The organism is Acinetobacter pragensis (assembly GCF_001605895.1).
Lineage (GTDB): Bacteria > Pseudomonadota > Gammaproteobacteria > Pseudomonadales > Moraxellaceae > Acinetobacter > Acinetobacter pragensis.
Genome location: NZ_LUAW01000003.1, coordinates 1 through 19,177 on the forward strand (window position 1 = coordinate 1; position 19,177 = coordinate 19,177).

The 19,177-nt window shown below is 43.4% G+C and carries 19 protein-coding genes and 1 other RNA gene; 14 read left to right on the forward strand and 6 right to left on the reverse strand.

Annotated elements, in window-relative coordinates:
• Window positions 1-36 precede the first annotated feature (36 nt).
• Window positions 37-1,146 (reverse strand): nitrogen regulation protein NR(II), encoded by a 1,110-nt coding sequence (gene glnL, locus AZH43_RS01260; RefSeq protein WP_067665650.1) that lies wholly within the window; start codon window positions 1,144-1,146, stop codon window positions 37-39.
• A 341-nt stretch (window positions 1,147-1,487) separates the two neighbouring features.
• Between glnL and rimO the strand changes: the two genes are divergently transcribed.
• The 12 genes from rimO to lpxA all read left to right on the forward strand — a co-directional run bounded on the left by rimO (window position 1,488) and on the right by lpxA (window position 13,877).
• Entirely contained in the window at window positions 1,488-2,831 is a 1,344-nt protein-coding gene (rimO, locus tag AZH43_RS01265; RefSeq protein ID WP_067665654.1) for a 30S ribosomal protein S12 methylthiotransferase RimO, read from the forward strand.
• 63 nt (window positions 2,832-2,894) lie between these two features.
• Window positions 2,895-3,623, forward strand: coding sequence for a UMP kinase (gene pyrH / locus AZH43_RS01270; protein ID WP_067665658.1), 729 nt, complete (start codon window positions 2,895-2,897; stop codon window positions 3,621-3,623).
• Between the two features lie 78 nt (window positions 3,624-3,701).
• Complete coding sequence (frr, locus tag AZH43_RS01275) at window positions 3,702-4,256, forward strand: ribosome recycling factor (protein ID WP_067665661.1); 555 nt, start codon at window positions 3,702-3,704, stop codon at window positions 4,254-4,256.
• A gap of 6 nt (window positions 4,257-4,262) precedes the next feature.
• On the forward strand, window positions 4,263-5,015 hold the full coding sequence (gene uppS / locus AZH43_RS01280; RefSeq protein ID WP_067665664.1) for a polyprenyl diphosphate synthase: 753 nt from the start codon (window positions 4,263-4,265) through the stop codon (window positions 5,013-5,015).
• 3 nt (window positions 5,016-5,018) lie between these two features.
• Complete coding sequence (locus tag AZH43_RS01285; RefSeq protein ID WP_067665667.1) at window positions 5,019-5,843, forward strand: phosphatidate cytidylyltransferase; 825 nt, start codon at window positions 5,019-5,021, stop codon at window positions 5,841-5,843.
• Entirely contained in the window at window positions 5,844-7,040 is a 1,197-nt protein-coding gene (gene ispC / locus AZH43_RS01290; protein ID WP_067665670.1) for a 1-deoxy-D-xylulose-5-phosphate reductoisomerase, read from the forward strand. It abuts the gene before it with no gap.
• A 2-nt stretch (window positions 7,041-7,042) separates the two neighbouring features.
• Window positions 7,043-8,398 (forward strand): RIP metalloprotease RseP, encoded by a 1,356-nt coding sequence (gene rseP, locus AZH43_RS01295; protein ID WP_067665673.1) that lies wholly within the window; start codon window positions 7,043-7,045, stop codon window positions 8,396-8,398.
• 89 nt (window positions 8,399-8,487) lie between these two features.
• Window positions 8,488-10,983, forward strand: coding sequence for an outer membrane protein assembly factor BamA (gene bamA / locus AZH43_RS01300; RefSeq protein ID WP_406564597.1), 2,496 nt, complete (start codon window positions 8,488-8,490; stop codon window positions 10,981-10,983).
• Window positions 10,984-11,029: 46 nt separating this feature from the next.
• Window positions 11,030-11,527 (forward strand): OmpH family outer membrane protein, encoded by a 498-nt coding sequence (locus AZH43_RS01305; protein ID WP_067665676.1) that lies wholly within the window; start codon window positions 11,030-11,032, stop codon window positions 11,525-11,527.
• A gap of 3 nt (window positions 11,528-11,530) precedes the next feature.
• A complete protein-coding gene (gene lpxD, locus AZH43_RS01310) occupies window positions 11,531-12,601 on the forward strand; it encodes a UDP-3-O-(3-hydroxymyristoyl)glucosamine N-acyltransferase (RefSeq protein WP_067665679.1) in 1,071 nt (356 codons plus the stop codon).
• A 5-nt stretch (window positions 12,602-12,606) separates the two neighbouring features.
• Window positions 12,607-13,092, forward strand: coding sequence for a 3-hydroxyacyl-ACP dehydratase FabZ (gene fabZ, locus AZH43_RS01315; RefSeq protein ID WP_067665768.1), 486 nt, complete (start codon window positions 12,607-12,609; stop codon window positions 13,090-13,092).
• On the forward strand, window positions 13,089-13,877 hold the full coding sequence (lpxA, locus tag AZH43_RS01320) for an acyl-ACP--UDP-N-acetylglucosamine O-acyltransferase (RefSeq protein ID WP_067665682.1): 789 nt from the start codon (window positions 13,089-13,091) through the stop codon (window positions 13,875-13,877). The genes fabZ and lpxA overlap by 4 nt, the downstream gene beginning before the upstream one ends.
• A 57-nt stretch (window positions 13,878-13,934) precedes the next feature.
• Here lpxA and AZH43_RS01325 read toward each other — a convergent pair whose 3' ends face one another.
• Window positions 13,935-14,813 (reverse strand): YbgF trimerization domain-containing protein, encoded by an 879-nt coding sequence (locus AZH43_RS01325; protein WP_067665685.1) that lies wholly within the window; start codon window positions 14,811-14,813, stop codon window positions 13,935-13,937.
• A gap of 289 nt (window positions 14,814-15,102) precedes the next feature.
• Here AZH43_RS01325 and ffs point away from each other — a divergent pair.
• Window positions 15,103-15,199, forward strand: an RNA gene (gene ffs / locus AZH43_RS01330) — signal recognition particle sRNA small type.
• A gap of 73 nt (window positions 15,200-15,272) precedes the next feature.
• Here ffs and AZH43_RS01335 read toward each other — a convergent pair.
• From AZH43_RS01335 to AZH43_RS01350, 4 genes are all read right to left on the reverse strand, one after another.
• On the reverse strand, window positions 15,273-15,875 hold the full coding sequence (locus AZH43_RS01335; protein ID WP_067665688.1) for a regulatory protein RecX: 603 nt from the start codon (window positions 15,873-15,875) through the stop codon (window positions 15,273-15,275).
• Between the two features lie 78 nt (window positions 15,876-15,953).
• The gene (gene recA, locus AZH43_RS01340) at window positions 15,954-16,997 is read right to left on the reverse strand and encodes a recombinase RecA (RefSeq protein ID WP_067665691.1); all 1,044 of its coding nucleotides are present in this window, start codon (window positions 16,995-16,997) and stop codon (window positions 15,954-15,956) included.
• A gap of 142 nt (window positions 16,998-17,139) precedes the next feature.
• A complete protein-coding gene (locus tag AZH43_RS01345; RefSeq protein WP_067665694.1) occupies window positions 17,140-17,583 on the reverse strand; it encodes an RNA-binding S4 domain-containing protein in 444 nt (147 codons plus the stop codon).
• The gene (locus AZH43_RS01350; RefSeq protein ID WP_067665697.1) at window positions 17,576-18,262 is read right to left on the reverse strand and encodes an HAD-IA family hydrolase; all 687 of its coding nucleotides are present in this window, start codon (window positions 18,260-18,262) and stop codon (window positions 17,576-17,578) included. The genes AZH43_RS01345 and AZH43_RS01350 overlap by 8 nt, the downstream gene beginning before the upstream one ends.
• 16 nt (window positions 18,263-18,278) lie before the next feature.
• Between AZH43_RS01350 and AZH43_RS01355 the strand changes: the two genes are divergently transcribed.
• Window positions 18,279-19,130, forward strand: coding sequence for a 3'(2'),5'-bisphosphate nucleotidase CysQ family protein (locus AZH43_RS01355; RefSeq protein ID WP_067665700.1), 852 nt, complete (start codon window positions 18,279-18,281; stop codon window positions 19,128-19,130).
• Window positions 19,131-19,177 lie beyond the last annotated feature (47 nt).

Genomic DNA, 19,177 nt, shown 5'->3' on the forward strand with positions numbered 1-19,177 from the left:
CAACGCATGGCGCGGTCATCATCAATTACCCATATTTTATTTCGCGACATGGTCGGACTCCCAAGGTAAATATAAGCTAAATACTGTTTTTCCAGGAACTGACTGACATTCAATCATTCCGTTATGTTGATGCATAATGTTTTGTGCAATGCTGAGCCCTAAGCCAGTGCCTTTTGCGCGGCCGGTTACTAAAGGATAGAAGACGGATTCTATGATTTCTTCTGGAACACCGGGCCCATTGTCTTCAATATCAATGCGCACAGCTGAGCGCTTCAAAACACCATTGATTGTTACAAGGCGCTGAATGCGGGTTCTAAGAATCAGCTCAGGCTGATGATCGATAAAGAACTCTTTGTTTTCAGTCATCGCTTGAACCGCGTTGACACTGATATTCAGCATGACTTGAATCAGTTGATCGCGGTCAGCTAAAACATCGGGCAATGACAGGTCGTAATCGCGGGTGATTTTAATTTTCTTTTTGGTTTGATTGGCAATCAGGGTGCGGACCCGTTCAAGCGGATCATGAATATTGACAGGTTCATAGCTTGGTAATTGGCGTGAGCCCAGCATGGTGTCTGCCAAATTGCGTAAACGGTCTACTTCACTGATAATAATATCGGTGAATTCATTATATTTCGGGTCGTTTAAGCTGCGTGCAAGCAGCTGTGTCGCGCCGCGGATGCCGCCAAGCGGGTTTTTGATTTCGTGCGCAACGCCGCGAATAAGCTGGCGGGCGACTTGATGCTGCTGAATCAGGTTTTCTTCTTTTGAAATTTTCAGCATGCGGTCAATTTGATTCAGTTCAATCAGCAGCAGCGGATGGTAAGGCTTGCCGGAGTTGAGCTGTGAAGCAGTATAGTCCACATGAATATCTTTGAAATTCACATTGATTGTCGCTTCACGGCGGGTGTAGTGCTGACCGGAGTACAGTGTGTTTTTAAGCGCCTGTTCTGTATTGAACTCGTCATTTGGCATATGCAGCAGATTAAGCACCGGCATGCCGGATGCGCGCAGCAGGCTGATGTCAAACAGCGCCTCGCATGCAGAGTTTAGATAAAATATGTTCAGATCACTATCGACCAGTAAAATAGCTGTGGTTAAATTGTCGACCAGCAAGCGGTAATCGATAGAAATAGGATGATCCATTAGCGATGGTTTCCTGTATTAAAATAGCGCAATGGCATCTTCATAAATCGGGCGGTTCAATCTGATAAGGCCTGATATGATGCAAAATACACGCCAACTTTTATAAAATGACTAAGTTTTGGTGCTTATTTGAGAAAGTGCGCTGAAAGTGGACTTATCTGAAAATGTATAGCGGATTCTGCAAAGGCTGTAAATAAATAATGTTCCAAAATGGTGCGGTGTAAATTATATGGAGAAATTTATAGCATTATTTTAGTGCGTGATATAAAGAGTGCGGATTCCACCTGTTTTTATCATACGAAAAGACATACAATATGCGCATTCTAGTGGAGCGCAGATTCATGAAATCCCCCAAAGTCGGTTTTGTTTCTTTAGGTTGTCCTAAGGCATTGGTAGATTCCGAACGAATTTTAACTCAGTTGAAGACTGAAGGTTATGATGTTGCATCAGATTATGATGGTGCTGATTTAGTTGTTGTAAATACCTGTGGTTTTATTGAATCTGCAGTACAAGAGTCTTTAGATGCGATTGGCGAAGCCATGAGCTCAAATGGCCGTGTGATCGTGACCGGCTGTTTAGGTAAAGATGAAGACAAAATACGTCAAATGCACCCCAATGTTCTTAAAGTAACGGGGCCAGCAGCATATCAAGATGTTATGGAAGCAGTGCGCGAATATGTGCCTGAAAAGCCAAAACACAATCCATTTATCGATTTAGTTCCGGATCACGGCATTCGCCTGACTCCAAAGCATTATGCTTATTTGAAAATTTCAGAAGGCTGCAACCATCGCTGCACATTCTGCATTATTCCGAGCATGCGCGGTGATTTAGTGTCACGTCCGGTCGGTTCTGTGTTGAATGAAGCGCAAGCGCTGAAAAAAGCAGGTGTAAAAGAAGTCTTGGTGATTTCTCAGGATACATCTGCTTATGGTGTGGACACCAAATACAAGTTGGATTTCTGGAACGGCCAGCCTGTTAAAACCAAATTCTATGACATGTGCGAAGCGTTGGGTCAGCTGGGTATCTGGGTGCGCTTGCATTATGTATATCCATATCCTCATGTAGATGCTGTGATTGATTTGATGGCGCAGGGTAAAATTCTGCCGTATTTGGATATTCCTTTTCAGCACGCCAGTCCGCGCATCTTAAAATTGATGAAGCGACCAGCTCACAGTGAAAATACATTAGACCGTTTGAAAGTGTGGCGTGAAAAATGCCCAGACTTGGTTCTGCGTTCTACCTTTGTTGTCGGTTTTCCAGGTGAAACTGAAGAAGATTTCCAAATGCTTCTGGATTGGCTGCAAGAAGCGCAGCTGGACCGCGTAGGATGTTTCACATATTCACCGGTTGAAGGCGCAACTGCAAACGATTTGCCGGACCATGTGCCTGAAGAAGTTAAGCAAGAACGATATGAACGCTTTATGGAAGTTCAGCAGGCGATTTCTGCGGCTAAGCTGCAAAAGCGCATTGGTCAAACCATGACTGTATTGGTTGATGATTTTGAGGAAGAGTTCCCAGTTGCTGTTGCGCGCTCTTATGCGGATGCGCCGGAAATTGACGGCAATGTCTTTGTCGAAGATATCGATAAATCACAGATTAAAGCGGGCGATTTACTTGAAGTTGAAATTACTGACGCGGATGAGTATGACTTATTTGCCAAGCTGATTCGTATCAAAACTGCTTGAATCGATATATTCGAATAAAATTTTAGATCAAATTTAGATTAGATATAGGTATTGGAGTTTTAAATGATGGACTCAAAAAAACCGCGTTATGAACGTATTTTGCTGAAATTGTCTGGTGAAGCGCTTGCCGGTAATAAAGACATGGGGATTGATGCGCAAGTGCTCGATCAAATGTCTTTAGCGATTGCGCACTTGGTTGGCCTAGGTGTGCAAGTGGGTATTGTAGTGGGCGGCGGAAATTTATACCGTGGCAGCCAGCTGCAGCAAGATGGCTTGGTTGGCCGTGTAACCGGCGATCAAATGGGCATGCTGGCAACAGTGATGAACGGTTTGGCATTGCGTGATGCTTTGGTGCGCCGTAACATTAAAACCCGTTTAATGTCTGCTTTGCCGATTGGCGCAGTGGTAGAGTCATATTCTAGCCGTGATGCGATCCGCCACTTAACTCAAGGCGAAGTCTGCGTATTTGTTGCAGGTACAGGCAACCCATTCTTTACCACAGATACAGCGGCTTGCTTGCGCGGTATTGAAATTGAGGCGAATCTGATCCTTAAAGCCACTAAAGTAGACGGTGTCTACAATAAAGATCCAAGCAAATTTGATGATGCTGTGAAGTACGATGCATTAACATTTGATCAAGTGCTTGATGAAAAGCTGGGTGTAATGGATTTAACAGCAATTTGCTTATGCCGCGATCATAATGTGCCGCTTCAAGTATTCGATATGAATAAAAACGGTTCATTGCTTTCTGTAGTGATGGGCGAAAAAGAGGGTACTCACGTCACCAAATAATGACGTGAGCCTGAAAGCGCTTTATACTGCAATTTATTTTGTAAATTACATCTTTTAAAATTAAGTAAGGAAGATCACATGATTAACGATCTTAAAAAAGACAGCGAAGACCGCATGAACAAGACTTTAGAGTCTTTAGAACATGGTTTTGCTAAAGTACGTACAGGCCGTGCGCACCCATCTATCTTAAATGGTGTGATGGTTCCTTACTATGGTTCAGACGTGCCATTAAACCAAGTGGCGAACGTCGGTGTTGAAGATTCGCGTACACTTTTGGTGCAGCCGTTTGAACGCACTATGGTTGCTGCAATTGACAAGGCAATCCGTGAATCTGACTTGGGCTTGAACCCAGTGACGGCAGATGCTATTCGTGTGCCAATGGCAGCGTTGACTGAAGAAACCCGCCGTGACATGCAGAAAGTTGCGCGTAACGAAGCTGAAAACGCTAAAGTTGCAATCCGCAACATCCGCCGCGATGTGTTGGGTGATATCAAAGCGCTGCTGAAAGAAAAAGAAATTTCTGAAGATGATGAACGCCGTGCAAGCGATGAAATTCAGAAAATCACAGACAAGTTTGTTGCTGAAGTAGACAAGCGTCTGGCTGCCAAAGAAGCTGAATTGATGAAGGTCTAAGTGTCAATGGCCTCAGCTGAAGAAACTTCCCATCTTCCAAAACATGTTGCCATCATCATGGATGGCAACAACCGTTTTGCCAAAAAAAAACAAATGCAGAAAGGCGATGGACACCGTGAAGGTAAAAATGTCCTTGATCCGATTGTTGAACATTGCCGTTCTCACCACGTTCAAGCGTTAACTGTTTTTGCATTTTCAAGCGAAAATTGGAATCGGCCTCAATACGAGGTGGATTTGCTGATGAAACTGCTTGAAGAGACCATTCGTGAGCAATTGCCGCGTATGGAAAAGTTCAATATTGCATTGCGTTTTATTGGTGATCGTTCGCGTTTGTCGCCTGAGCTTTGTGACTTAATGTTGCAAGCGGAACAAAGGACTGCTAAGTTCACAAGCATGACGTTAACGATTGCAATCAGTTATGGTGGAATGTGGGATATGGCGCAAGCTGCAAAACAGATTGCCGCGGATGCCCTGAATAAAAAAATAGATCTTGAAATGATTGATGCCGACCTTTTTGGCCGGTACGTCTGTTTAAATGATCTGCCAGCTGTAGATTTGTTAATCCGTACTGGCGGCGATTTTCGACTTTCAAACTTTTTGTTATGGCAGGCAGCATATGCTGAACTGTATTTTACAGAAACATTATGGCCTGAGTTTACCATTGAAGAGTTGGATGACGCATTTGCGGTTTTTGCAGGACGCGAACGCCGTTTTGGTAAAACATCAGAGCAAGTTCAACAAGAGCAACTTGAGAATTAATAAATGTTAGAGCGGATTATTACCGCATTGGTATTGGTAGCAGTCGTACTGAGCTGTATGTTTACTACGCAGTCACATTATCCAATGTATATGCTGATGATCATTGCAGCTGGGGTTGCTGGATATGAGTGGTTCAAACTCATGCCGAGAAAATCAAAAAATGTCATTAAGCCTGTAGCTTGGGGCTATGGTTTGGTTACAGCGGTATTGTCAGCATTAGCCTTGCAATATAACGATTTTGCATTGCTGTTATGGACAGCGTCCATTTTCACTTGGATTTTAAGCGTATATTGGGTGAAATCCTATCCGGATTATGATGGCTGGTACAATAACTCTCTAAAATTTATTGGCTTAATTCTTGTTTCTGCTGCAGTCACTGCAATTTTTTCAGTTTGGCAAAGCTCGCCTTGGTGGCTCATGTACTTGTTCCTTCTTGTATGGGGTGCAGACAGCGGCGCATATTTTGTCGGACGCAAGCTGGGCAAGAAAAAACTTGCGCCTGATGTCAGCCCGAATAAATCTGTAGAAGGTTTATATGGCGGCGTTGCTACAGCCATGATTATTGTAATTGCTGTAGAAGTCCTTTACTTGGATTTGACTTTAGCTGAGCATATTCTATTTCTGATTCTTTCCGTTATTACGGTATTCAGTTCAGTATTGGGCGATTTATTTGAATCAATGATCAAGCGCCGCGCAGGCATTAAAGACTCAGGCCGAATTTTGCCGGGCCATGGCGGAGTGCTTGACCGTATCGATTCACTGCTGGCAGCTGCGCCAATTTTTGCGGCGGGCATATATGTTTTAAAACTTATAGGTGTAGATTTATAGATGTCACAATCTGTTTGCATATTGGGTGTTACAGGTTCAATCGGTCAAAGTACCTTAAAAATATTGGATAACCACCCAGAAGAGTATTCCGTTTTTGCAGTCACGGCGCATAGCAGAATTGTAGAATTGGCAGAAATTTGCAAGCAGTACCATCCGAAAGTTGCTGTTGTTCCGTCTAAAAAAGTAGATGAATTGCGTCAGCTTCTGATTCTTGCAGATTTGGCAGATATTGAAATTCTGCAAGATGAAGCCGGTTTAATCGCTGTTTCTGAACATCCTCAGGTGGATGTGGTCATGGCGGCCATTGTTGGCGCTGCAGGCTTGATGCCGACATTGGCCGCAGTTAAAGCGGGTAAGCGCGTTCTGCTTGCCAATAAAGAAGCGCTGGTCATGTCAGGTGATCTGATGATGCAGGCAGCGCGGGATCATCACGCTGCGCTGCTGCCGGTAGACTCTGAACATAATGCAATTTTCCAGTGCTTGCCTGAAGGTTATTTTCAGGCAGAACGCAACGGACAGCCTAAAATGGGCGTGTCCAGAATTCTGCTGACAGCATCCGGCGGCCCATTCTTGAATCATACGCTTGAGCAATTGCAAAGCGTAACGCCTGCTCAAGCCTGCAAGCATCCAAATTGGTCAATGGGGCAAAAGATTTCAGTTGACTCAGCGACTTTGATGAACAAAGGGTTGGAACTTATTGAAGCGTGCCATCTCTTTTCAATTTCAGAACATTTTGTAACAGTTGTTGTTCATCCACAGAGTATCATTCATTCCATGGTTCAATATGTGGATGGTTCAACTTTGGCGCAAATGGGAAACCCTGATATGTGCACGCCGATCGCTCATGCTTTAGCGTGGCCGAAGCGTATTCAAACACATGTCCCGCCTTTGGATTTGTTTGTTCACTCACATTTAAATTTTCAAGAGCCGGATACGCTGCGTTTTCCAGCATTAAAGCTTGCACGCCAAGCCATGCAGTCCGGTGGATTGGCCCCTGCAATTTTAAATGCTGCTAACGAAATAGCAGTTGCTGCATTCTTAAATAATCAGCTAGGATTTAGTCAGATTCCGCAAATTGTTGAACACACCTTGAGTCGTCTTGAAAACTCAGCGGCAGACAGTATTGATGTGATTCTGCAGGCTGACCGTTCGGCGCGCAAAATTGCCCAGCAATTTGTAATGAATAAAGGGAACTGATTATGAACGCCTTGTTTATTATACTTGCTGCCATTTTCCTGTTAGGGCCGCTTATTGCAATTCATGAATTCGGCCATTACATTGTAGCGCGCAAATTGGGCGTTAAAGTGCTGGTTTATTCCATTGGATTTGGGCCGACTTTGCTGAAGTGGACATCTAAAAAGTCTGGTATTCAGTATCAGCTTTCGGCGCTACCTTTGGGCGGTTATGTCAAAATGCTGGATGAGCGCGAAGGGGATGTTCCTGAGAAGGACTTGCCTTATGCATTCAACCGTCAAAATCCATGGAAAAGAATAGCGATCGTTGCTGCCGGCCCATTGATCAATCTGGCATTTGCTGTAGTTCTGTTTTGGATCTTACTGCTTCCGGCACAAGAGCAGCTGAATACACGGGTAGGTAAAGTACTGCCGAACAGTCCCGCAGCGGCTGTACAAATGCATGAGGGTGATAAAATCACAGCCATTGACGGTATGCAGGTTTCAACTTGGGAAAGGTTGAATTTTGCACTGGTTGACCGCGTTGGTGAAACGGGCAGCATTGCTGTTGCAGCGGATCGCGCAGGCGAAACCAAGAACTTTAATTTGCCGATTCAAAATTTTTTAAAAGATCAATCTCAGTCACCATTAGAAGCGCTGGGCTTCATTCCTTACCGCCCGCATTTGCCAGCAGTTATCTCTAAATTAACGGATGATGGCGCGGCGGTCCGCCAAGGTATGAAGGCTGGCGATCAAATTGTTGCTATTGATGGCGTAAAAATGAATGAGTGGTTTGATGTTGTGCAGGTTGTGCAGGCATCACCTGAAAAACTGCTCAAGATTGATGTTTTAAGAAATAAGCAATTGATTCATCTTGAAGTGATGCCGCAAGGCAAGCAAGATAATATGGGTAAAGTGACGGGTGTACTGGGCGTACAGAGTGATCCGGGTAAAGTCACAATACCGGCTGAATTTAAACAGACCATACAGTATTCACCAGTTGAAGCATTTACAATGGCAGTAGATAAAACTGGACAGATTTCCAGTATGATTCTGAACTCCATTGTTAAAATGGTTCGTGGCCTGATTGGGCTGGATAATTTATCTGGACCAATTACCATTGCCAAAGTGGCGGGTCAAAGTGCAGAAATGGGCTGGCAAACCTTTATTTCCTTCATGGCGCTGATGAGTGTGAGTTTGGGAATTCTGAATCTGCTTCCTATTCCAATGCTGGATGGCGGGCATTTGGTGTACTATTTAGTTGAATTAATTCGTGGTAAACCTGTTTCTGAACAAATACAATTGGTTGGACTGAAAATTGGTATGGTACTGCTTGGCAGCATGATGCTGCTGGCACTTTTTAATGATTTTATGCGTTTATGAAACTGCGTAGAAGATGGAATAAATTAACAGCGGAAAAGACTGGCATGCAGCACACACATTTATTTATGCCTCTGGCACTGGTTAGTGCTATGGCAGCAGCACAACAAGTATACGCGGCAGATGATTTTATAGCACAAGATGTAAAAGTAGAGGGTTTGGTCCGCCTAACCCCTGAAAGCGTATACGGTATGCTGCCGATTACCAGTGGTGACCGTGTTAATGACCCTGTAATCGCGAATGCGATCCGTACTTTGTATGCTACCGGCCTTTTTGATGACATCAAATCGGCTCAGGAAGGCAATACTCTTGTATTTAAAGTGGTTGAACGCCCTGTTATTTCTAAAATAGAAATGAAAGGCAATAAGCTGATTCCTAAAGAGGCGCTTGAAGAAGGCCTGAAAAAGATGGGCTTGGCCGAAGGTGAAGTTTTAAAACAATCTGCATTGCAGACTGTGGAAACGGAGCTTGAACAGCAATATATGCAGCAGGGCCGTTACGATGCTGATGTCACCGTGACAACAACGCCTAAGCCGAACAACCGTGTAGATTTATTGATTGAGTTTGCCGAAGGCAAAGCGGCTAAAGTCGTGGATATAAATGTCATTGGCAATACTGTCTTTAAAGATAGCGATATTAAGCAGGCTTTTGCTGTCAAAGAAAGCGGCTGGAGTTCAATTGTTTCACGCAATGACCGTTATGCGCGTGAAAAAATGGCAGCAAGCTTAGAAGCATTGCGCGCTATGTATTTGAACAAAGGCTATATCAATTTTAATATCACCAATTCAAGCCTGAACTTAAGTGAAGACAAAAAGCATGTCTTTATTGAAGTTTCAGTAGATGAAGGTGAACAATTCAAATTCGGTCAAACTAAATTCTTAGGTGACGCGCTTTATACAACAGATGAATTAAAGCCTCTGCAGCTGTATAAAGATGGTGATCTGTATTCACAAGAAAAAGTAAATGGTGTTAAGCAGCTGATGCTGCGAAAGTACGGCAATGCAGGCTTTTACTTTGCAGAAGTCAATGTTGTGCCTGAAATCAACAATGAAACAAAAATTGTCGATTTAAATTACTATATTAATCCGGGGCAGCAAGTGACTGTCCGCCGCATTAACTTTGCCGGAAACTCAAAAACTGCGGATGAAGTGCTACGCCGCGAAATGCGTCAAATGGAAGGCGCATTGGCAAGCAATGAAAAAATTGATTTATCTAAAGTGCGTTTAGAGCGTACGGGCTATTTCAAAACTGTTGATATTAAGCCTGCGCGTATTCCAAACTCGCCTGACCAAATTGACTTGAATGTCAACGTGGAAGAGCAGCATTCAGGGACAAGCACCTTGGCTGTCGGTTTTTCGCAAAGCGGCGGTATCACATTCCAGGCCGGTTTGAGTCAAACGAACTTCTTGGGTACAGGCAACTCTGTATCGATTGATTTATCACGTTCAGAAACTCAAGATTATTACAATTTAAGTGTAACAGATCCTTACTTTACGATTGATGGCGTACGCCGCGGCTACAACATGTACTATCGTAAAACTAAGCTGGATGATGACTATAACGTTAACAACTATGTTACAGACAGTTTGGGCGGCGGGATTAACTTTGGCTATCCTATTGATGAAAACCAGAGCATCAGCGCAGGTTTGAATATCGATCAAACGAAAGTGACAACGGGCCCTTATGTGTCGACTTATGTCCGTGATTATTTGCTTGCAAACGGCGGTAAGGCGACAGATAAAGGATCGTACTGTCCTGCGGATTCTTCAGGTAATTCTCAGCTCACTGTTCCAGTCTATGATACAGATGGCACAACAGTCTTGTCTTATACATGCGCTGTTCCTGAGGTTACCTACGATAATGCTTTCGAAGGCGATTTTTTAACATATAACTTGAACTTAGGCTGGTCATACAACACCTTAAACCGTCCTATCTTCCCAACTTCGGGTATGTCGCATCGTGTAAATGCAGAGATTGCGTTGCCGGGCAGTGATGTTGAATATCAAAAATTAACCTATGACGCGCAAGCGTTCTTCCCATTGGGTAAAGATTTTGTACTTCGCGGCTACGGTAAGCTAGGCTACGGTAATGACCTGCCTTTCTATAAAAACTTCTATGCTGGCGGTTTTGGTTCGGTTCGCGGTTATGATAACAGTACATTGGGGCCAAAATATCCTGGTGTAACTTATAATGAAACCAATACTAAAGATTATGATCCGGAAGAAGTGGGCGGTAATGCTTTAATTCAATTCGGTGCAGAATTGGCGTTGCCATTGCCGTTTAAAGGTGATTGGACGCGTCAAGTCCGTCCAGTATTGTTTGCGGAAGGCGCGCAAGTATTTGATACCCAATGTGATATTCCAAAAGGCACTTTGTATCTGAATTCGAGCAACACGGCTGTGAATGCTAAAAGTTATTGTGAAGACAACTTTGGCTTCGATATGAATAACATGCGCTACAGTGTAGGGGCAGGCTTTACATGGATTACCATGATTGGCCCATTATCTCTAAGCTATGCATTCCCGCTGAATGACAAAGCCGGCGATGACACTAAAGAAATCCAATTTGAAATTGGTCGTACTTTCTAAGTACGGCCTTTTGGCATAAATAATAATCTAAAATTTAAGGATTAATATGAAGAAGTTTTTCGGCGGTGCAGTTGCGTTAAGCATGTTAATGACTTCTGTGGCCCATGCGGCAGGGTATGGAATAGTTGATTTAGAAAAAATTGTTGAGCAAAGCGCTTATATCAAACAGCAAAATGCTAGCATGCAGCAGCAGATTAAACCGCAAACTGCAAAAATCGAGAGCTTAACGAAAGAGCTTGAAGCTTTGCAGCAGCGCGCGCAGCAAGGTGCAAATTTATCTGATGCTGAAAAGAAAACCATGACACAGCAGTATCAAACAAAATTGCAGGAATTGAATACGCTGCAACAAAAAGTTCAAGGCACTGTGGAGTCTAGTATTCAGGCTTTGAACCGCACAATGGACTCAAGAATTAAGCAGGCAGCGGAACAATTGCGTAAAGAGAATAGTCTTGATGTTGTTTTGAATAAAAATTCAGCGCTTGCCTATGACCCTAAGTATGATTTAACTGATAAAATGATTCAAAAGGTTAATGCAATCAAATAATCAATGAATCTTCAAAATTTCAGTTTAGAAAAACTCGCTCATCTTGTACAAGGTGAGTGTGTTGGTCAGCATGATCTTCAGCTGAGCGGTTTAGCAAGCTTAGAGCATGCTGAATCCCGGCATTTGGCATTTGTAAATGCAGATAAATATATTGATTCAGCCGAGCAGTCAAATGCTGGCGCATTGATTGTTACTGACGCTTTAAAACAGCACATTAAATCTAAGCAAAATTTCATTATTGTTTCCAATCCTTATTTGGCTTTTGCTATTTTGACGCATGTCTTTGAAAAGAAGCATACGAAAATAGGCATTGAAAGCACTGCACAAATTGATCCTTCAGCAATCATCTCGGATTCAGCCTATATTGGGCATTATGCTGTGATTGGCGAACATTGTGTTGTTGGTGATGGAACTATTATTCAATCTCATTGCAAAATTGATGATGATGTTGAAATCGGCAAGCAATGCTTTATTGATTCGCATGTGACGCTTACAGGTCAGTCCAAACTGGGTGATCGGGTGCGTATTCATGCCAATACTGTCGTTGGCGGTGAAGGATTTGGCTTCGCGCCATACCAAGGCAAGTGGCACCGTATTGCGCAATTAGGCTCTGTTCGCATTGGCAATGATGTGCGCATTGGCTCAAATTGCAGCATTGACCGGGGCGCATTGGATGACACAATTTTAGAAGATGGCGTCATTCTTGATAACCTTGTGCAAATTGCTCACAATGTAAAAGTGGGCGCGAATACCGCAATGGCCGCCAAATGCGGTATTGCTGGAAGCACAACGATTGGCAAAAACTGCATCTTCGCAGGCGCGGTCGGCGTGGTAGGCCACATAAATATTGCAGATAACGTGACGGTAACAGGGATGTCAATGGTCACAAAAAGTATTTCTGAGGCTGGAAGCTATTCTTCAGGAACACCGATGCTGGAAAGTTTGCATTGGAAACGCGCAGCAGTGCGCTTTAAACAATTAGCAGATGTGCCATTGACCCAATTGATGAAAAAACTTGATCATATGCAGTCTCAAGTAGAGTCCCTTGAATCCACTTTTAAATTGCGTAAATAATTATGATGACTGAGTCGAATACTCCCGCATTCACAAAGCCTGAACTGCCAATGCAAATTCAAACTATCCGTGAATATTTGCCGCACCGCTATCCATTTCTATTGGTGGACCGTGTAACTGATATTACAGATTCAGGCATTGTAGGCTATAAGAATGTCTCAATGAATGAAGAATTTTTGCAAGGACATTTTCCTGGCTTTCCCATTATGCCTGGTGTGCTGATTGTTGAGGCAATGGCGCAAATTTCAGGTATTCTAGGTTTTGTCATGAACAATCAGAAACCGTCAAGTGACAAAATTTTTCTATTTGCAGGCGCAGAACGCGTTCGTTTTAAAAAGCAGGTTGTTCCAGGGGACCAGCTTGTTTTAAAATCAGAGCTCGTGATGCAAAAGCGCGGCATTTATAAGTACAACTGTATTGCTACAGTTGATGGTATTGTTGCTGCGACTGCGGAAATTATGATTACGCAACAGAAAACAGAGCAAGCATGAGTAATAACGAATTTATTCACCCAACAGCGATTATTGACTCATCTGCAGTAATTGCGCCAGATGTGCAGATTGGCCCATATTCTATTATTGGACCAAATGTCACTATTGGTGCAGGTACAAAAATCCACTCACATGTGGTAATTGGCGGATTTACCCGCATTGGACAGAATAATGAAATTTTTCAGTTCGCCAGTGTCGGTGAAGTTTGCCAAGATTTGAAATATGCAGGTGAAGAAACGTGGCTGGAAATCGGTGATCATAATTCGATTCGTGAACATTGTAGCCTGCACCGCGGCACAGTACAAGATCAGGGCTTAACCAAGGTCGGCAGCCATAATCTATTGATGGTGAATACCCATATTGCGCATGACTGCATTGTGGGTGATCACAATATTTTTGCCAATAATGTCGGTGTGGCAGGACATGTGCATATTGGTGATTTTGTGATTGTCGGCGGCAATTCTGGAATTCATCAATTCTGTAAAATTGATTCGTATAGTATGGTTGGCGGTGCATCGCTTATTCTGAAGGATGTGCCTGCCTATGTCATGGTATCTGGCAATCCTGCGCATGCTTATGCAATGAATGTGGAAGGCATGCGGCGTAAAGGCTGGTCTAAAGATGTGATTCAAGGCCTGAGAGATGCATTTAAGCTGATTTATAAATCTGGTTTGACGACAAATGAAGCGCTGCAAAAAATTCGTGCAGAAATTTTGCCCGAAGTGTCTGAAGTGCAGCTGTTTATCGATTCTGTAGAGCAATCCGCACGCGGTATTGTGCGTTAAGTTCATGCTCTATTGAAAAAACCGCCATCAGGCGGTTTTTTTTGTTTCTATCTGCTTTTATTTAAAATATTTGGCATCTTCTGATTGAGGATAGTTCTTTAACAGTTTTTGCTTATATTGCGCTGCTTGTGCGGCATTGTGGTCTACGTCTTTAGCAATGCTGTAGAGCTGATAGAGCGCACGTGAAGCGCGTGATGAATTGGGATAAGTATTCACAACAATACCGTAATTGCGCTTGGCTTCTGCATAATTGGTTGGCTCAATTGCTAGATTGAATTCTGCGAGCCAAAAATGCGCATTGCTGATATAGACGCTATTCGGGTTGTTTTTGATGAAATTCTGCATCGGGGCAATAGCCTTTTTAGCGCCGCCTTGCTTATAGGCATCTAAGGCCACCGTATAAGCAGCTTTATCTAATTCAGATGCATTCTGCTGTGCACTGGCAGCAGTTGGCGGCGTTTTTGCAGCAGGGGCAGGAATAGAAGCAGCAGGCGCCTTTACAGCTGGGGGCTGGCTGGCTGCGGCAGGACTGCTGGGTGCAGTACCTTGTTGGTTATCCTCCGCATTGCTGTCTTCTGCTGCAGGGTCAACTTTTTGCTGCAATAATTCCAGACGCTGATCTAAATCCGCGTAGCGGTTAGTCAGTTCATTTTTAAGCTGGAAAATTTCATTATCCTGCTCTTCAATTTTTCCGCGCAGGGTGCGCAGATCATTTTCAAGCTGCTGATTCTTTTGCATTAGCTGCCAGCTTAAATTTGTTGATGCTGGAGCGCTTTCGGCAGAATTGCTGCTTCCATTTGTATAGGCGGCAGGGGTGCTTTGACTGTAGCTTGAACTGCTTTGGCTTAAGCCGCGGGATTCAATAGGAACACTAGCCAAAACAGAGGCAGAGCATAAAAAGGCGACTGTGCCTAAAACATGCTTATGTAGCATCATAAAATTTCCATTTCGTCTTGCAGATGGTTCATTTCTTTTTAGAAATATGCATCTTTGTATAAATGAGATAAGCACATTAAAAACGTCAAAGGTCTTAAAAGCAATCACCTTTTGCAAACTTGTTGTGTTTTAAAGTAAATTGCTCACTTGGATTTTCAGGCATGGTGCTCTTTAAAACCTTTGATTTGCTGTATAAATAATCAAACGAATGAGCAGCTTAGTTAAATCGGCCAATATGCCTTGCAAGTTCAATAAAAATCTCTATACTCTGTTCTTGCAATGGTAGCCCTGCCGGTTACTTCGCAATTGTAATCTACGAACCCCGCCAGGACCGGAAGGTAGCAACGGTAGTAGACCTATGATGTGCCGAAGTCTTGCTGGCAGGGTTGCCACCATATTTAAAATAAAAAATGACATTTTCAATTTATTTACTCCTTCTATATTTTAAATCTTCAATTCCTAATCATCTTCTTTGCGTGAAATCGCCTTTATAATGGCATCCATTTCAAACCCTCTATACATTAAAAAACGAATCTGTTTGGCTTTGATCTTCGGGTCTTTCGTTACTTCTGTGCCGTATTTTCTCACTTTGAGTTCATAAGCTTGCAGAACCCAGTCTGTTTCCTTCAGTTCCTCTGCAATTAAACCGCTGTCAATTTTTTTTGTTTTTAATGCCATTTTAATGCGGTTCGGGCCTTTGCCTTTGCGCTTTTGGCTGGACAGCATGATTTCTGCCACACGCTGGTCACTTTGATAATGCTGCGCGGCAAGTTCATCAACCAGTGTGATCACCTCATCTCTGGATTCAGCATATAAGGCCAGTTTTTCAATTAATTCAGCTTTTGAATATTCTTTACGGGTCAGTACGGCAAAGGCATAAGAGCGCAAACGGGAGCCTTGCAGGCCTGTTTTTTTGTCTGTACGATCTTGATCAAAACTTAAAGCGTCATTTTCTCGATCGATATCAGTTGCCGATGGGTTTTCAGCTGAATCTGCTTCGTCTTCAAGCTGCTGCTTGAGCGCTTGATAGTTGATGAGCTTAGGGAATTTAGAATCATTCATAAGTTTAATTGGTGGGTTTTGCTGAATATAGAAAAACGCCCCGAAAGGCGTTTTATAGTTTAACGTGCAATACTGTTATTAAGCATCGAGTAAATCAGGTTCTAAGTCATCTTTTTCATCGAGCGGCAATGTGACAGGTGTCAGCAGTTTTTCACGAATCAAACGATCCAGCTCTTTCGCAATTTCAGGATTTTCCTCTAAATGGCGAATAACGTTGTTTTTACCTTGGCCAATTTTATTGCCTTGATAAGAATACCAAGCGCCGGCTTTTTGCACTAATTCTTGCGCCACAGCTAAATCAACCAATTCACCCAGCTGATTGACACCTTTACCGTATAAAATCTGGAACAGGGCTTCTTTAAATGGCGGCGCCATTTTGTTCTTCACTACTTTAACGCGGGTTTCTGAGCCGACAATTTCATCGCCTTCTTTCACTTGGCCAATACGGCGGATATCTAAGCGTACAGAAGCATAGAACTTCAGCGCATTACCGCCAGTTGTAGTTTCTGGGCTGCCGAACATTACACCGATTTTCATGCGGATTTGGTTAATGAAAATAACCATGCAGTTTGAACGTTTGGCATTACCCGTCATTTTACGCAATGCTTGGCTCATCAAACGCGCTTGCAGGCCCATATGCGAATCACCCATTTCACCTTCAATTTCGGCGCGGGGGGTTAGGGCTGCTACAGAATCGACAACGATCATATCAACTGCGCCAGAGCGTACCAGCATGTCGGCAATTTCAAGCGCCTGCTCGCCATGATCGGGCTGCGATACCAGCAGGTTGTCGAGGTCTACACCGAGCTTGCGTGCATACTGCGGGTCTAAAGCATGTTCAGCATCAATAAATGCACAGGTACCGCCAGCTTTTTGACATTGAGCAATAGCCTGCAATGTCATGGTGGTTTTACCTGAAGATTCAGGGCCGTAAATTTCTACAATACGGCCTTTCGGCAAACCGCCAATGCCGAGTGCGATATCCAAGGTGAGTGACCCGGTTGATACTGCTTCAACAGCCAAAACGGTATTGTCACCTAAACGCATCACTGTATTTTTACCAAATTGCTTTTCAATTTGGCCCAATGCAGCATTCAGCGCTTTGCTTTTATTATCATCCATCTTACAACCTCAATACGATGTCACGAAACAATATACTCAAGTGGATGTCTTAAATCGAAACGTTGTCCACATCAATATAGTGACAGAATTTAATCTTAGGTTCATTAAAAATCACAATACGTGCGACATATTGTGACGCTCTTTATTCATCATCATTATAAGACCAATCTTGGCCTGACTGCTGATCATTTTCTCTTTTAAACTTCCCGATATCACGCCGGTCTTTTTTACTTGGCCGATGCTCCGGGCGAGCAAGATTATGCAATTTTCTTTGTGAGGCAAGCAACTCTCTGCGCTCAATACTGGCCTCAGTTTCTTCATAAAGAAGCTGAGCGGCAGGCGCTGGCCCCCGTACATCCGAAAGCGCTTTAACAAGGACGGTTTTTTTCTCTATGCCTTGCTGAATGGCAAGCTCCATCCCTACACGGACTTCACGTGATACTTTTACGCGTTCGCCATTATGATGGACTTTGCCACCTTCAATGGCATTTTTTGCAATGGAGCGGGTTTTAAAAAAGCGGGCTGCCCACAGCCATTTGTCTATACGCATACCAACCGCATCTTCGGCCAGATTTGATTTACGCATATTTCTTCCGTTCCTCGGCATTTTCTAAAATAGGGATTAAATCTGTTAATGCGTCCAGCATAGGATAATTGCAAGTGCTTCGCGGCGCATTTGCAGAAGACGGCTGCGCAATGCTGTAGAGATTTTCAATGCCGAATTTTGCGGCGCCATTCAGCACCTTTTCAGTGTCATCAATAAAATAGCAGTAGGATGCATCAAAGGGATGCATGGCCTGCAGTTTTTTCCAAAAAGGCTGGAACTCTTTGGCATGGCCTAAGGTTTCACTGCTGACCATCACATCAAAATATTCAGAAATTCCGGTTTCTTCAAGTTTAAAAGCCAGCCCAGCTTCATCTGCATTGGTGGCCAGCCAAACTGGATAATCATTATTTTTTAGGTAGCTTAAAAGCGCGATGCAGCCCTCACGTTTCGCGACACGGGTTTTGTGCTCGATTTGCATGGCCAGTACATCGACATCGACTTTTGCTGTCCAGAAGCGTGAGGAGTACCAATTTAGGGTATGATTATGTTCTTGGTAGAATTCAGACAGTGTGAGCCTGCTATGCTCTAGTGAGCAATGATGTGTTTCCGCGTAGCGGATTGGAAGTAAATGATTCCAAATGAAATCATCATAAGCAAGATCAAGCAGGGTTCCATCCATGTCAAAAATAATCACGGGTTTATCTGAATAATTTGGCATATATAAAAGGCTTTCTATGTTTAAAACAGCAGCGTTGCCGCAAGATTCTATGATTTTACAGCTGGTGCCCATTGTGACACAGGCATGTGAAATTTTGCGAGAAGAATATCGGAGATATTGTGCAGGCGATGTTTTTGATGTGCTTGAAAAAGAAGATCATTCACCTGTGACGCAGGCCGATTACCGCACTAATCGTTATATTACCCGTGAGCTGGCCAAAATTTCCGATTTGCCGCTGCTGTCGGAAGAAGGTGAAAAAGATGAACGGGAGAAGTGGCAAAAATTTTGGTTGCTGGATCCGCTGGACGGTACTAAAGAATTTTTGCATAAGCGCCCTGAGTTTACCATTAACTTAAGTTTGGTTGACGGTGCAGACACGGTGTTTGCTGTATTGGCCATCCCTTGCGAGCATTGCATTTATTTCTGTCCAGAGCAGGGCCTGCCTTTAAAATACAATTATCAGGCTGAACAATGGTTCGCTTATTGCGCTTTAGATCATGCAAGCAGTGTGCAGATAGGCTTAAGCCAAAGCAGTCAGAACAAGCCTAAATATGCTGAATATTTAGACGTTTTATCCACTTTAACTGAATTCAGCGTGTTTAAAGCAGGCAGCGCATATAAGTTTTGCATGATGCTTGAGGACAGTGTGGATATTTATCCGCGTTTTCATCCAACCTGCGAATGGGATACCAGCGCGGGGCAATGCCTGCTTGAACGGATTGGCGGCGGTTTGATTGATTTCAACGGGCGCCCGTTTACCTACAATCAGCGTGATACCTTGCTGAATGGCGGGTTTATGGCATTTAAGAATCAAGAGATGAAAGATATTGCGATGCAGGCGCTGGCATTGATGCAGAAACGCCATTGAGCAAAAAATTGATCATGCTATAGTGGTTTTGAATTATTGAGTTTAAT

Coding starts and splice junctions, on each gene's coding strand:
- glnL (WP_067665650.1), bottom strand. CDS start 1,146: ATGGATCATCCTATTTCTATCGATTACCGCTTGCTGGTCGACAATTTA.
- rimO (WP_067665654.1), top strand. CDS start 1,488: ATGAAATCCCCCAAAGTCGGTTTTGTTTCTTTAGGTTGTCCTAAGGCA.
- pyrH (WP_067665658.1), top strand. CDS start 2,895: ATGATGGACTCAAAAAAACCGCGTTATGAACGTATTTTGCTGAAATTG.
- frr (WP_067665661.1), top strand. CDS start 3,702: ATGATTAACGATCTTAAAAAAGACAGCGAAGACCGCATGAACAAGACT.
- uppS (WP_067665664.1), top strand. CDS start 4,263: ATGGCCTCAGCTGAAGAAACTTCCCATCTTCCAAAACATGTTGCCATC.
- AZH43_RS01285 (WP_067665667.1), top strand. CDS start 5,019: ATGTTAGAGCGGATTATTACCGCATTGGTATTGGTAGCAGTCGTACTG.
- ispC (WP_067665670.1), top strand. CDS start 5,844: ATGTCACAATCTGTTTGCATATTGGGTGTTACAGGTTCAATCGGTCAA.
- rseP (WP_067665673.1), top strand. CDS start 7,043: ATGAACGCCTTGTTTATTATACTTGCTGCCATTTTCCTGTTAGGGCCG.
- bamA (WP_406564597.1), top strand. CDS start 8,488: ATGGCAGCAGCACAACAAGTATACGCGGCAGATGATTTTATAGCACAA.
- AZH43_RS01305 (WP_067665676.1), top strand. CDS start 11,030: ATGAAGAAGTTTTTCGGCGGTGCAGTTGCGTTAAGCATGTTAATGACT.
- lpxD (WP_067665679.1), top strand. CDS start 11,531: ATGAATCTTCAAAATTTCAGTTTAGAAAAACTCGCTCATCTTGTACAA.
- fabZ (WP_067665768.1), top strand. CDS start 12,607: ATGACTGAGTCGAATACTCCCGCATTCACAAAGCCTGAACTGCCAATG.
- lpxA (WP_067665682.1), top strand. CDS start 13,089: ATGAGTAATAACGAATTTATTCACCCAACAGCGATTATTGACTCATCT.
- AZH43_RS01325 (WP_067665685.1), bottom strand. CDS start 14,813: ATGATGCTACATAAGCATGTTTTAGGCACAGTCGCCTTTTTATGCTCT.
- AZH43_RS01335 (WP_067665688.1), bottom strand. CDS start 15,875: ATGAATGATTCTAAATTCCCTAAGCTCATCAACTATCAAGCGCTCAAG.
- recA (WP_067665691.1), bottom strand. CDS start 16,997: ATGGATGATAATAAAAGCAAAGCGCTGAATGCTGCATTGGGCCAAATT.
- AZH43_RS01345 (WP_067665694.1), bottom strand. CDS start 17,583: ATGCGTAAATCAAATCTGGCCGAAGATGCGGTTGGTATGCGTATAGAC.
- AZH43_RS01350 (WP_067665697.1), bottom strand. CDS start 18,262: ATGCCAAATTATTCAGATAAACCCGTGATTATTTTTGACATGGATGGA.
- AZH43_RS01355 (WP_067665700.1), top strand. CDS start 18,279: ATGTTTAAAACAGCAGCGTTGCCGCAAGATTCTATGATTTTACAGCTG.